14 protein-coding genes are annotated in these 12,466 nt (G+C 46.6%); 2 read left to right on the top strand and 12 right to left on the bottom strand.

Features of this window, described 5'->3' with window-relative positions; translation table 11 throughout:
• Positions 1-104: 104 nt before the first annotated feature.
• The 12 genes from KW93_RS07035 to KW93_RS06980 all read right to left on the bottom strand — a co-directional run bounded on the left by KW93_RS07035 (position 105) and on the right by KW93_RS06980 (position 11,016).
• Positions 105-1,190: a bifunctional 3-deoxy-7-phosphoheptulonate synthase/chorismate mutase gene (locus KW93_RS07035; RefSeq protein ID WP_033542283.1), complete on the bottom strand. Its 1,086-nt coding sequence runs from the start codon at positions 1,188-1,190 to the stop codon at positions 105-107.
• 167 nt (positions 1,191-1,357) lie between these two features.
• A complete protein-coding gene (gene ytxJ, locus KW93_RS07030; RefSeq protein ID WP_033542282.1) occupies positions 1,358-1,687 on the bottom strand; it encodes a bacillithiol system redox-active protein YtxJ in 330 nt (109 codons plus the stop codon).
• 16 nt (positions 1,688-1,703) lie between these two features.
• Complete coding sequence (locus KW93_RS16905) at positions 1,704-2,540, bottom strand: YtxH domain-containing protein (RefSeq protein ID WP_052131493.1); 837 nt, start codon at positions 2,538-2,540, stop codon at positions 1,704-1,706.
• 44 nt (positions 2,541-2,584) lie between these two features.
• Entirely contained in the window at positions 2,585-3,076 is a 492-nt protein-coding gene (locus KW93_RS07020; RefSeq protein WP_033542281.1) for a DUF948 domain-containing protein, read from the bottom strand.
• A 136-nt stretch (positions 3,077-3,212) separates the two neighbouring features.
• Positions 3,213-4,526, bottom strand: a complete 1,314-nt coding sequence (murC, locus tag KW93_RS07015) for a UDP-N-acetylmuramate--L-alanine ligase (RefSeq protein WP_033542280.1) — start codon at positions 4,524-4,526, stop codon at positions 3,213-3,215.
• Between the two features lie 140 nt (positions 4,527-4,666).
• Positions 4,667-6,979, bottom strand: a complete 2,313-nt coding sequence (locus KW93_RS07010) for a DNA translocase FtsK (RefSeq protein ID WP_033542279.1) — start codon at positions 6,977-6,979, stop codon at positions 4,667-4,669.
• A gap of 6 nt (positions 6,980-6,985) precedes the next feature.
• Positions 6,986-7,594, bottom strand: a complete 609-nt coding sequence (gene ytpR, locus KW93_RS07005; protein WP_033542278.1) for a YtpR family tRNA-binding protein — start codon at positions 7,592-7,594, stop codon at positions 6,986-6,988.
• Positions 7,591-8,406, bottom strand: coding sequence for a DUF1444 domain-containing protein (locus KW93_RS07000; RefSeq protein WP_033542277.1), 816 nt, complete (start codon positions 8,404-8,406; stop codon positions 7,591-7,593). Before KW93_RS07000 ends, ytpR begins: the two co-directional genes overlap by 4 nt.
• 61 nt (positions 8,407-8,467) lie before the next feature.
• A complete protein-coding gene (locus KW93_RS06995) occupies positions 8,468-8,785 on the bottom strand; it encodes a thioredoxin family protein (RefSeq protein WP_033542276.1) in 318 nt (105 codons plus the stop codon).
• A gap of 12 nt (positions 8,786-8,797) precedes the next feature.
• On the bottom strand, positions 8,798-9,313 hold the full coding sequence (locus KW93_RS06990; protein WP_033542275.1) for a hypothetical protein: 516 nt from the start codon (positions 9,311-9,313) through the stop codon (positions 8,798-8,800).
• Positions 9,314-9,373: 60 nt separating this feature from the next.
• Positions 9,374-9,895 carry a DUF84 family protein gene (locus KW93_RS06985; protein ID WP_033542274.1) on the bottom strand — a complete coding sequence of 174 codons (522 nt, stop codon included), beginning with the start codon at positions 9,893-9,895 and terminating at the stop codon, positions 9,374-9,376.
• Positions 9,896-9,942: 47 nt separating this feature from the next.
• Positions 9,943-11,016 (bottom strand): M42 family metallopeptidase, encoded by a 1,074-nt coding sequence (locus KW93_RS06980; RefSeq protein WP_033542273.1) that lies wholly within the window; start codon positions 11,014-11,016, stop codon positions 9,943-9,945.
• A gap of 171 nt (positions 11,017-11,187) precedes the next feature.
• Between KW93_RS06980 and KW93_RS06975 the strand changes: the two genes are divergently transcribed.
• Together KW93_RS06975 and KW93_RS06970 are read left to right on the top strand one after the other, a co-directional pair.
• Positions 11,188-11,502, top strand: coding sequence for a peptidase M4 (locus KW93_RS06975; protein WP_033542272.1), 315 nt, complete (start codon positions 11,188-11,190; stop codon positions 11,500-11,502).
• 90 nt (positions 11,503-11,592) lie between these two features.
• Complete coding sequence (locus KW93_RS06970) at positions 11,593-12,150, top strand: AAA family ATPase (RefSeq protein WP_033542271.1); 558 nt, start codon at positions 11,593-11,595, stop codon at positions 12,148-12,150.
• Positions 12,151-12,466 lie beyond the last annotated feature (316 nt).

Raw genomic sequence — 12,466 nt, 5'->3', positions numbered from 1 at the left:
TCTTCTCGGCTTATTGCGGGAACCTGGTCCAAAGCGCCAAAGCGGTATGTAAGTTGTATTTAAATTAAAAAAATATAAAAGCCGGGGTTTGCCCGGCTTTTTGCTTATACTTTCATTTCGTATTGCTTCATGAATTTCATCAGTGAATCGTAGTATTCGTCGAATTGCGGCAGACTCATCTGCTGCTGGGCATCCGATAAAGCGACTGCCGGATCCGGATGGACTTCTGCCATCACGCCGTCTGCTCCAATGGCAATCGCTGCCTTCGCTGCCGGTAGCAGTAAGTCGCGGCGGCCAGTTGAATGCGTGACATCCACAAACACCGGTAAATGCGTTTCCTGTTTGAGGATTGGAACCGCGGAAATATCAAGGGTATTGCGTGTCGCTTTTTCATAGGTGCGGATTCCGCGCTCACAAAGAATGATCTGGCTGTTGCCGGAAGCGATGATGTATTCGGCTGCATTGATGAATTCTTCAATAGTGGCTGACATGCCGCGTTTTAAAAGCACCGGTTTATTGATGCTGCCGACTGCCTTCAGCAATTCGAAGTTCTGCATATTGCGTGCGCCGACCTGGATAACATCCACATAATCCAAAGCTTCTTCCAGGTGATGCGGCGTTACAATTTCAGAAACAACTGCCAGATTGTACTCATCTGCAGCTTTTTTCAGCATTTTTAAGCCATCCAAGCCGAGTCCTTGGAAGTCGTAAGGAGAAGTGCGCGGCTTGTAAGCTCCGCCGCGAATCATTTTAAGACCCTTCGCACCAATGGCTTCAGCTACAGTCATAACCTGTTCCTGGGATTCAACTGCACATGGGCCAAAGATGAACGACGGCTGGCCCTGCCCAATTTTTTCACCGTTAATGCTGATGACTGTATCTTCCGCCTGTTTCTTGCGTGAGACAAGCAAAGTTTTACGCGTATCTTCTTCCTGCATGTCCAAAGCGGATTTAAAGATTTCCTTGAATATATGATCAACTGTCTTTTGATCCAAAGGCCCATTATTATTATCTTTCAGGAGATTGAGCATATGGCGCTCACGGAGCGGGTCATATCTGTTCATCCCTTGTTTTTCTTTGATTTTCCCAATTTCCTGTATAACTGAAGCTCTTTCGTTAATGAGGGAAAGAATTTGCAGGTTTACTGCATCTACCTGTTCTCTCAGCTGTTCTAGATCCTTCTGGCTCATTCCTATTTCCCCTTTCATAAATCACCTTTAATCGGTGATTTATATTAACATGATAGGACCATTATATGCAAAGTATTCGGCAAAGTCACGCAAAATATTTTAGCGCTTCAACGCACTAAAGTAAAAGAACATAAGAAAGCCGGAGCACTGGGCTCCGGCTGAGTCGATTATGCAATAAATTCCTTCATGGCCTTGCTTTTGATATCGTTGTGTGATGCATGCCAGTCCACCTGCATGTTGGAAAAATGCATGACCTGCGGTGATTCATGTTTTATTTGCGTGATTTCTTCGATTGCCTGGGACAATTCCCGGTCTTCCTGAACGACAAGGAAGAGAAAAAGCTGATGGGAATGCAATGAGCAGTATTCATTGTATTCGTTCCAGGCAGCTGCAGAAACCGGACATGTGCTGCTGTGCTTGAACAGCCAAAAGCTTTGAGTTCCTTCAACTGCTTTTTTCAAGCTGTCCAGGTCCTGTACGCGTATAAGATTTTTCATTTTATCCGCTCCCAGCTTATTTTGTGGAATTGTTTTTATTGCTGTTGGAATTGGAATTATTTTTGCTCGAGTTGTTGTTTCCAGAATTGTTTTTATTGGAATTATTGTTGCCGGCATTGTTTTTATTTGAAGGATTTCCTTGTTTGTTCTGACTCAGATTCGCTGGATTTCCTGAATTCTGGTTCGAGTTCGATCCTGAACTTGAGCTGTTTGAGTCTTTCGAAGATGATCCGGTGGAAGAACCTGAACCGGATTTCTTCTCGTCCGTCACTTCTTCAACGGCTTCTTTTAACGCATTGGCGGTTGAAGTGAATGCATCGTCACCTGCTGATTCTGTTTCCTTATTCGAATCATGTACATTATTCGTGATAGTGGCGTGCAAATTGATCGATTCTTCCCCTTCGGATGATGCTGTTCCGTCATCCATTGGCGAAGATCCACCTTTGATGCCTTTTACTTTATCGACAACTTTTGAGGACTGGTCTTTCAACTGCTGTTTCAAGCCGCCTTCGCTGCCTGAGCCTGAGCCGGAACTCTGCGTTTTTTCTTTAAGAGAAGAAACCTGCGAGTTCAAATCTCCGCGGAATTCTTTGCCTGATTTTGGTGCCAGGAATAACGCAGCTGCTGCGCCGATTACCGCTCCGACGATTGCTCCTGCAAGGAAGCTGCCTGAGCCTGATTCTTCTTCGTAATCATAAAGATCATCATAGCGGCTTGACATGCCATACGACTGAGGCACGTAATCGCTTTGCTGATAATCCTGCCCAGTATTCGAATAATAGTCTCTATTATACTGTGAATCGTTGTAATTCGGGTTTTGGCTATTGAATCCGTTATTATTGTTTCCAGTCATTTTACATTCCTCCAGTGGATTATTTTAGTTGTAATTTCAGCTGATTAAAATTGGTTGTTATGCGGAAGCTGCTTTTGTCCAGGCACCGGCTGATACGTTTCAGCCTGACGTGTGTTATAGACTTTGCGGGCTTTCCACTTGTCGCGGATGCCCATGGCAACGTTGCTCCATTGTACAACCTGAGCAATTTTCTCTTCATTTTGTTCGGCCTGCGATGCGATCGACATTGTGATGCGCCTTACAGATGCATTGAGGTCAGTCACCGAATTGCCGACGCCTTTCATGGCATCCACAACGCCGTTGAGTTTCTCTGTTTTGCCCTGGATGTCTTCAGCCAGCTCGTTTGTTTTATGCAAAAGGTTGGTGGTTTCCAATGTCACCCCCTGCAATTGGTTTTCAAGCCCTGCGACAGTGCCGGACACTTCCTGCAAAGTGTTTTTCAACGAATTCAATGTCATTGCCAAAGCTACGCATAGAATTAAGAATCCGACTGCAGCCACGATTGCGGCTATGTAAAGCAGTATTTGCCAATCCATCATAATTCCTCCTTTTACATTCTGGTATATTGTATTTCTACCCTTGTCGAACTGGGCCTAAACACAGTCCCTTTACAATACTTCTATAAAAAGCTGAAAAAACCTGCAAAAAAAGAAAAACAGTCTAACTCGAAAGTTAAACTGTTTCCTCTGATTTCAGCAGGTCTTCAAAAGCTTCCTTGAATTTCGTGACATCTCCCGCTCCCATGAACAGGAAAACGCCGTCTTTATGATTTGCTAATTGCGCTACATTTTCCACCTGCAGCGATTTGCTGCCAGGAATTTTATCTTCCAGATCACCGATCGTCAGCGTGCCGGCTTCTTCGCGGGCAGAGCCAAAAATATCACACAGGTAAACCTGATCCGCCCCGCTCAGGCAATCCGCGAATTCCTGCAGAAATGTCTGAGTCCGCGTGAATGTGTGCGGCTGGAAAATCGCAATGACTTCCCGGTCAGGAAATTTTTGCCGTGCAGACTGCAGCGTCGCGCGGATTTCAGTTGGGTGGTGGGCATAATCGTCGATCAGTATGCGATCTCCCATCTCGGTTTGCGTAAATCTGCGTTTGACTCCCTGATACACGTTAAATTGCTGCTGGATAATATCCGCTGGTATATTTTCATAATGGCACAGCGAAATAACAGCCAGCGCGTTCAGGATCGTATGGTCTCCAAACATCGGAATCGTGAAGGTATTGAAAAATTCATTGCGGATGACAACATCAAATGTTGTGCCTTCCGTCGTTTTTATAATATTGCGCGCCTGAAAATCATTCTCTTCACCGAAACCATAGTAAACCATCGGCACCGGCGACTGCAGTTTTTGAAGATACTCGTCATCGCCGCAAGCGATGATGCATTTCTTCACCTGCTGGGCCATTTCTTCGAATGCATTGAACACATCGCCGATTCCGGCAAAATAATCAGGATGATCAAAATCTATATTCGTCATGATTGCATAGTCCGGATGGTACGCCAGGAAATGGCGGCGGTATTCGCACGCTTCAACGACGAAGAAATGAGAATCTTCCATACCATAGCCCGTTCCGTCGCCAATCAAATAAGAAACCGGCTTATAGCCATTCAATACATGGGCCATCAAACCTGTTGTAGAGGTTTTCCCGTGAGCGCCTGTGATTGCCACAGAAACATACTGCTTCATCAGATCTCCAAGGAATTCATGGTAGCGGATGATAGTCGCGCCGATTTCTCGTGCGCGCACCAGCTCCGGATGCTCATCATTGAAAGCATTGCCGGCAACAATGGTCATGTCTGCTGTTATATTATCCGGGTCAAAAGGGAGTATCGAAATCCCTCTGTCGCGAAGGCGGTCTTCAGTGAAAAAATGCTTGGCAATATCAGAACCCTGCACTTCTCTTCCCATATCGTGCATAATCTGCGCCAGCGGACTCATGCCTGAGCCTTTGATGCCGGTAAAGTGTAAAACTGTCATAAGTGAACCTCCTGTGGAAGTTGAAAGTAGTCTATGGACATCTTGAGGATGTACTAGCCGTTGAATCAAACAATTATCCGATTATATCACATTTTTATTCACATAAGATATAATCGATATTTTAAAATAATGAAACAATATCATTGAAAAACTTCTGACATATCGTCTTCCGTGATCAGGACAGAGCGGGGTTTGCTGCCGTTCTGTTCCGAAATGAAGCCATGTTCTTCAATGAGATCCATCAAACGTGCAGCCCTGTTATAGCCGATGTGGAATTTCCGCTGCAATAAGGATGTCGAGGCGCTGCCCTGCTGCATGATGAAGCGGCAGGCTTCTTCAAACAGTTCATCCTGCTCGGCACCTGATCCACCCTGTTTGATCAATTCTTCTTCTTTAAAGAAATATTCAGGCTCTCCCTGGCTGCGTACATGTTCAATGATCTGTTCAATTTCTTCATCCGTTACAAATGTCCCTTGAATACGGCTCGGAGCGGACATGCCGTTTCCGAGATACAGCATGTCGCCCCTGCCAAGTAACCTTTCAGCTCCCTGCGAATCAAGGATTGTCCGGCTGTCCACCTGTGAAGATACAGAAAAGGCGATGCGTGTCGGGATATTCGATTTGATCAAACCGGTAATCACGTCGACTGACGGCCGCTGTGTCGCAATGACCAGATGAATGCCGCAGGCGCGCGCTTTCTGGGCAATCCGGCAAATCGCATCTTCAACGTCCGACGGGGACATCATCATCAAATCAGCCAATTCATCGATGACAATCAATATATAAGGCAGATGCTGTGCATGATCGCCTTTTTCTTTAACGAGTTTGTTATAGCGGCTGATATCCCTTACACCTGCATGTGCAAACAGCTGATAGCGGCGTTCCATTTCAGAAACCGCCCATTTCAACGAAGCAGTAGCTGCTTTGACATCTGTAATGACCGGGCTGACGAGATGGGGTATATGGTTATAAGGCGCAAGTTCGACCATTTTCGGATCAATCAGCAATAATTTCAGGTCACGAGGTGAGGATTTGTACAGCAGGCTCACAAGCAAGGAGTTGATGAATACCGATTTCCCTGAGCCGGTCGCCCCTGCCACTAAACCGTGCGGCATCTTCCGCAGATCGAGCGTCACCGGTTTACCGGTCAGATCGAGTCCAAGGGCCGCCTCCACAGGGGAATCGGAATCACGGAATTGCGTGCTGTTGATCACCTCTGAAATTCTTACGGCACGTGAAGTCCTGTTCGGAATTTCGATGCCGATTGAGCTTTTGCCCGGGATCGGTGCCTGGATGCGGATATCTTTTGCAGCCAGCGCCAATTTCAGATCGTCTGCCAAATTGCGGATTTTGCTCACTTTCACGCCTTGCGCCACCGTCAGCTCAAATTGCGTTACGGCCGGCCCCTGTATAATGCTTAATATTGTTGCCTGCACCTGGAAATGGGACAGCGCTTCAATCAGGCGCTCCCCCTGTTCCTCCATCCACTCGTCGTCTTTCCGGTCATTTTCAGGCACTTGAAGAAAACTGCTGTGCGGGTGTTCGTAGCCCGGATCAGATTTTGCTTCGGGAGCAGCTTGGGGCATAGGTTCGGCGGACTTATTGATGGCTGCAGTTTCAGCACCGGCTGGTTTTATTGGCGTTTCCTGCTTTTGAACAGGAACAGGCTGCAGTTTCACCGAAAGCGGATTAAGTTTTTTGATTTTCTCTTTATCCGATTTCAGCATCAGCACATTAAACGGAACCGTTTTTTCTTTTTTCTTTTCTGCATTTACGGTTGCCGGCGGCTGTGATTCAGCAGCGGCTGGAATTGTTTCGCTATGTACCGTAATTTCTTCCACTGGCTGGACAACAATCTTTTCTTTTTCTTTCAACGGTTCTGGTGCAATTTCCTGCTTTTTAGCAGGTACTGCGATTTCTTCAGGTGTGGCCGATTCTTCCTTCACCAGCTCTGTTGCCGGTATTTCAGGCTGCGGCAAAATCGCTTTCTGGAATTCTACTTTCAATTCCTTCGTTTCGAGAAGCTTTTCAATCCGCTCAGGTTTTCTTTCATTGTAACCATGAATGGGCGACGGAATTCTTGTCGGTTCGTAACGGCGTCTGACAGGTTCGGGCGTGCTTTGCTGAACCGGTCTTGCTGCAGGCGGCTGCCGTCTCGGAGCCTGCTGGACTGGGCGTCTGACTGCTCTGGACTCTGCCAGTTTTTCTCTTTGTTCAGAAGGCGAAGGCTGCCGCGGCCGCCTGACCAATTCCTGCCGCACTTCAGCCATGGTGACTTTTTCTCCGCTTGCTTCCCGTTTTAAAAAGATTTCTCTTTCTTCATCCGTGATCAACGGAAAACGGAAAGGCACATTTCTGCCTGGCTGTTCTATGGGCGCTTCATATTCCGGTGTAACTTCTTCTTCCACTTCATCCGTGAACATCCGATTCCATATTTTTTTAACCCAACTCATGATAAATCACGCCTTTACTTCAAATGCTGTTCCGGCTTTAATATCGTTATCCAACACCAGAATCCCTTTTTCCAGGGGAGCATCGGGCAGCGCCAATTCTTTTGCTGAACAAATCATGCCGCTTGACGCAACTCCGCGCAGCTCGGCATCTTTGATGATCATTCCTGAAGGCATCACTGCGCCAACTTTTGCCACGACCACTTTTTGGCCTGCTTCCACATTCGGTGCTCCGCAGACGATCTGAAGGCGTTCTTCCCCGACCGCAACCTGGCAGACATTCAATTTATCCGCATTCGGATGTTTTTCCATCGACTCCACATAGCCGACGACGAATTTTGGCGACAAATCCACTTCCAGCAGCAGATCCACACTGTTTTTCTCCAGAGCGTTCTGCAATTCAGTGACCAGTTGCTCGGAAACATCGATTGCTCCTGTCTCCGGGAATGTGATGTATTGTGATGCATTAAAAAGGTTGAAGCCGGCAATATTGTCCGCCCCGTCCTTAATAAGCGTGATGTCTCCAGTAATTTCTGTATGGATCTTTTCAGGCTTTTCCGTCTGCAGCTGAACCAGCAGCACGTCGCCTATTCCTTCTTTATTGTAAAATGCATTCATTTCTTATCGTTCTCCTCTTCGGGTCTATTTTTTGCCAGGATGAAAATCGGTTCCAATTCTCCGTTTTCGTAAATGAACGACAGCGATGTAATCGGCACTTTGCCATTGGTGAAGAAATGCATGGCCATTTGTGCCAGTACATCGTAGCCCATTTCGTTGCGGATATCGCCGATAATCAATACATCCTGATGCGGAACGGAAACAGTCATGTCCCCGGTGATTTTCTCTTTCATTTCTTTCAGAAACGTCTCATTCAATATGCGGCTTGCATCATAACCATCATTTTCGTTAAGGAAATAAAACACGTTGCCGGCGACATGATCTTCCTTGACTGCAGTTTTCAGCTTGCGGACCTGAAATCTCGCCAGTTCCTTGAGCTGGTCTTCTGTCAGACTTAATGAATTTAACATATTTTCATCAATTAAGCGATAGGCTGCACCGGTATCGAGCGCATAAAATATACGCGTTTCCGCTGTATGGTCCGTTGTTATGAAGCGGTGTCCCTCATTTGACTCCAATGGAAACGAAGTGGAACGGATGACCGGATAGATATGTTCGCCGCCCGGCAGGTCCCCTTCCGCTTCACGTTCCATCGCCTTAAACGTTTCGTTGATGGTATAGATGATTTCATTCACCGCTTCGTCCCCTTTGACTTCATAGCGGCTTGCGATTTTCGGCAGGTCGAGCGTCAGGCCTTTGCCAATTTTTATATGGCGGATGTTCGCAGTATTTTTCTCGCGGTCATAACGCCATTCCAGATCCCGGCTCGGAAGCCGTTCTCTTAAAAGATTAAATAGCTGTGTGGAATTCATATCGATCTTCCTCTCTGTCAAAAATAAACGGCTCGACCTTCACAGGCGAACCGTCTTTGTGTTATAGGGGCAATCCTGCAATAAAGGATTCGATTTCTTCCTGTGTTTTCCGGTCCTTGCTGACAAAACGGCCAAGTTCTTCTCCTCTATTGAATGCGAGAAAACTCGGTATGCCGTAGATGTCCAATTCGATGCAAAGATCGATGAATTCGTCCCGGTCAACCGACACGAATGTAAACTGCCCGAACTTTTCTTCAACGTCCGGCATGACCGGGTCAATGACACGGCAATCCGGGCACCATCCTGCCGTAAACATGAAAACTGTCGGCTCGCTGTTTTTATAGTTGTTGAACTGTTCAACTGACTCCAGGTTTTTCACTTTTCATCCACCTCAATTTTCTGTATTGATCGAACGCACTGTTTTCATCATCCATTCCATGTTGCCCGGAACATCCGATTCTTCAGAAATGGTGGTCATTTTCACGCCGCCTGCGCTGACGACCACTTCAATCCGGTCTTCGGCAATTTCACGCAGCGTCACAAATCCGGACCGGCCATTCTGCTCGAATGTTTCATCGGCTATCCATACCTGCTCATCGTTCGCTTTTTGCAGTTCATAGAAAAATTTGCTGTCGGGAGCTTCGTTCGGATTGATGAACAGCACGTATGAATCGCTTCCTCTGGTAATGATGACATTATTATCATCGGATGGCTCTTCAATGTCATATCCCCCCGGCAGATAAAGCTCGATCTGCCCTGCGGTTTCATTGGTTTCAGGCGGTTTTTCTTCAAAAGCCTTACGGGTTTCCGACAATCCTGCTGCCAGGCGTTCTTCAGCAGACGCCATGCAGCCGGCTAATACCAGTAGTGCTGACAAAATTCCCATGATAAATATTGACCGTTTCACGCGTTTTCCTCCCCTGCTATACTGATACCTATTTTAGAGGTGTTTGCAGGCACATGCAACTCAACCGCTGTAGTACTGAAATTGCCCGATCAGCAATTTGACGACATGCCCGAACATTTCTCCGCGGTCGACTCCTCCGGCTGTCAGAATCCCGATCGCACCTATGTGCTTGCGGACACCTGTTTCATTTGCAAAGTCATCCATTACCGGACCAAGCTCACGTCCGGCTCTCAATTGTTCGGCGATAGTTTCCGGCAGTGGAATCTGCGCCCCGGCTGCAGTGAATATGGCGCCGTCCGCAGTGGCCATCGCTCCCCAATTGCACAGATACAGTATGCCTTCAAGTTCGTATACGCCGCCTTCCAGACCGATGGCCAGATCCGCTCCAGCCGCCAGTGCCGCTGTTGCGCGGTTAACTGCTCCGAGACGCGTTTCAGAAAGTGAGAATGGCTGCGCGGCCACGCCCGATTCCGTTTCAGCAGCGATGACTTCCACATTTAAATTAAGCTCCGCGCAAGCCTCGCTGACTGCCCGGATTTTCGCCGGATTTTTTGAAGCTACTGCAATTTTCATCTTTTCCATTTCATCCGATTCCCTTCCACTAAAAAAAGTGCCCGGGGGCACTTTTTTTATACATTATTTTTAATTGTCTCAACGGTTGTCCGGTCAGCTGCTTTCACCAGTTTCACCAATAATTCCTTCGCCGCTGCATAATCATCGGTATGGATGATCGATGAAGAAGTATGGATATAGCGGGAGCAGATTCCGATGACGGAACTTGGAACGCCTTCGTTCGCCGTATGCACACGCCCGGCATCCGTGCCGCCCTGCGAAATGAAATACTGGTACGGGATATTATTCGACTCCGCTGTATCCAGCACGAATTCCCGCATGCCGCGGTGAGTAACCATGCTGCGGTCGAGAATACGAAGGAGCGTCCCTTTGCCCAATTGGCCGAATTCGTCTTTATTGCCGTCGGCGTCATTGGCAGGACTGGCATCCAGCGCAAAGAAAATGTCCGGGTCGATCATGTTTGCTGCAGTCTGTGCGCCGCGAAGACCGACTTCTTCCATCACTGTCGCGCCTGAAAACAATTGGTTCGGCAATTTTTCATCTTTCAGTTCGCGCAATAATTCAATGGCCAGCCCGCAGCCATAGCGGTTATCCCATGCTTTGGCCATGATCTTTTTGTCATTTGCCATTGGCGTAAACGGGCTGTACGGAATGATCTGCTGCCCCGGGCGGATGCCGAACGACAGCGCATCTTCCTTATCATCTGCCCCGATATCGATGAGCATATTTTTGATTTCCATCGGTTTACTGCGCAATTCCTCACTCAATAAATGCGGGGGAATCGAACCGATTACACCCGGTATCACTTTGTCACCGGCAATAATTTCGACACGGGTGGCCAGCATTACCTGATTCCACCAGCCGCCGAGCGGTTGAAAACGGATCATGCCGTTATCAGTGATCTGCGTCACCATAAAACCGACTTCATCCATATGTCCGGCGACCATAATGCGCGGTCCATTTCCTTCGCCTTCTTTGACACCAAAAATACTGCCAAGCTTATCCTGGATCAGTCTGTCTGAAACCAGTTCCAGCTCCTGTTTCATGAATTTGCGCACTGCGTGTTCATTGCCGGGAGCGCCCGGCAGTTCTGTCAAAGTTTTAAATAACTCTCTCGTTACATGATTCATGGTCCAATTTCCTCCTAAATGAAATGCCTTTAATCAGTTTAGTGCTTTTTTCAGTTAATTTCCACTTTTAAATTTCGAAAGGCGAAGTTTATTTGATGAGGCATTGTTATCATTTCTTGTTTTTTTATTATGTATGGTACAATTTAGCCAGCAAGTATAGGAGGGATTCCATTGAAAAATCGTGATTTATTGATCGGCTTTGCCACAGGCGTGGCTGCAACGTACGTCATCAAAGAGATGGTGGACCGTACGCAAAAGCTTTACCCGGCCGATGAAGTTCTGAAGCAGGTAAAGAACTCGTTTAAAGAAGAAGGCCCGATTGACGGCTCATGGATTTACATGAAAACTGAACCTTATACACAGCATGCCATCACGACCGACGTCTACAAAGGCGGCATCACGCGCCACCGCGAAGATGAACTGGAGCAATTCGAATTCATGGCCGACGCTTACACAGGCGCTGTCATGGAAGTATCGAAAGTTTAATAGCAGCTGCATTTTATACAGCAGGCCAGCGGAAATATTGCTGGCCTGCTGTTTTTATTTCCATCAAATCGAAAGTTCAGGTGAATAGGAATGAAATTCGTATTATTGTTCGGTCCACAGGCCGTCGGAAAAATGACGGTCGGTCAGGAATTAAGCAAAATCACTCAACTGAAGCTGCTTCATAATCACATGACCATCGATCTGCTCGAACCTTTCTTTGGGTTTGAACCAGAAATGTGGCAGCTTTCCACCAAGTTCCGGGAAGAAATTTTTAATGCTTTTGCGAAAAGCGATAAGTACGGCATGATTTTTACATATGTGTGGGCATTCGACCAACAGGAAGACTGGGATTTTGTTGAGAAGGTCTCTGCAATCTTTGACGCCCAAGGTGCTGAAATTTTCTTTGTCGAACTGGAAGCCGATTTAGACGAACGGATAGCAAGAAATAAAACCGCGAATCGTTTGGAGCATAAACCGACGAAACGTGATACCGCTTCTTCAGAAAAAGAAATGCTGGGATCCAACAAAAGGTTTCGCCTGAATTCTGATGAAAATGAAATTGCAGCAGAACATTATCTGCGTATTAATAATACCGGCATCAATCCAAAAGAAGTCGCTGTGCTTATTAAAGAGCACTTTAATTTATAGAAACCGGATTTTTTTATTAGATATTTATTCGAACCGTCATCGCTTTTGGATGACGGTTTTATTATTTGTAACGGTAATATATGGATTTTCATTGCAAATTTATTGAGGTGCGAACTTTAACGCTTGAGGTGCGGCTTGACCGGTCTGGGGTGCGGTTAGAAGCATTTGGGGTGCGGGTTACTCCATTTGTGGTGCGGTTGACATATTATCAACTGATTTTTATGAAATATTTTCCAAATTTAAATTTTAGTTGCGGAGTTTGCCCATTTAGTTGCGCTTGGAATCCATTTAGTTGCGGTTAGAACCAATTTAGTTG

Origin of the sequence: Planococcus sp. CAU13, from assembly GCF_000775575.1 — a bacterium.
GTDB lineage: Bacteria > Bacillota > Bacilli > Bacillales_A > Planococcaceae > Planococcus.
The sequence above is the reverse complement of the archived record's forward strand: the minus strand, read 5'-3'. Positions and strand labels throughout refer to the sequence as shown.

Excerpts from the sequence above, each read along its gene's own strand:
- murC (WP_033542280.1), bottom strand. The coding sequence starts at position 4,526 with ATGACAGTTTTACACTTTACCGGCATCAAAGGCTCAGGCATGAGTCCG.
- KW93_RS07020 (WP_033542281.1), bottom strand. The coding sequence starts at position 3,076 with ATGGATTGGCAAATACTGCTTTACATAGCCGCAATCGTGGCTGCAGTC.
- ytxJ (WP_033542282.1), bottom strand. The coding sequence starts at position 1,687 with ATGAAAAATCTTATACGCGTACAGGACCTGGACAGCTTGAAAAAAGCA.
- KW93_RS07000 (WP_033542277.1), bottom strand. The coding sequence starts at position 8,406 with ATGAATTCCACACAGCTATTTAATCTTTTAAGAGAACGGCTTCCGAGC.
- KW93_RS06980 (WP_033542273.1), bottom strand. The coding sequence starts at position 11,016 with ATGAATCATGTAACGAGAGAGTTATTTAAAACTTTGACAGAACTGCCG.
- KW93_RS06985 (WP_033542274.1), bottom strand. The coding sequence starts at position 9,895 with ATGGAAAAGATGAAAATTGCAGTAGCTTCAAAAAATCCGGCGAAAATC.
- KW93_RS07035 (WP_033542283.1), bottom strand. The coding sequence starts at position 1,190 with ATGAGCCAGAAGGATCTAGAACAGCTGAGAGAACAGGTAGATGCAGTA.
- KW93_RS06970 (WP_033542271.1), top strand. The coding sequence starts at position 11,593 with ATGAAATTCGTATTATTGTTCGGTCCACAGGCCGTCGGAAAAATGACG.
- ytpR (WP_033542278.1), bottom strand. The coding sequence starts at position 7,594 with ATGAATGCATTTTACAATAAAGAAGGAATAGGCGACGTGCTGCTGGTT.
- KW93_RS07010 (WP_033542279.1), bottom strand. The coding sequence starts at position 6,979 with ATGAGTTGGGTTAAAAAAATATGGAATCGGATGTTCACGGATGAAGTG.
- KW93_RS16905 (WP_052131493.1), bottom strand. The coding sequence starts at position 2,540 with ATGACTGGAAACAATAATAACGGATTCAATAGCCAAAACCCGAATTAC.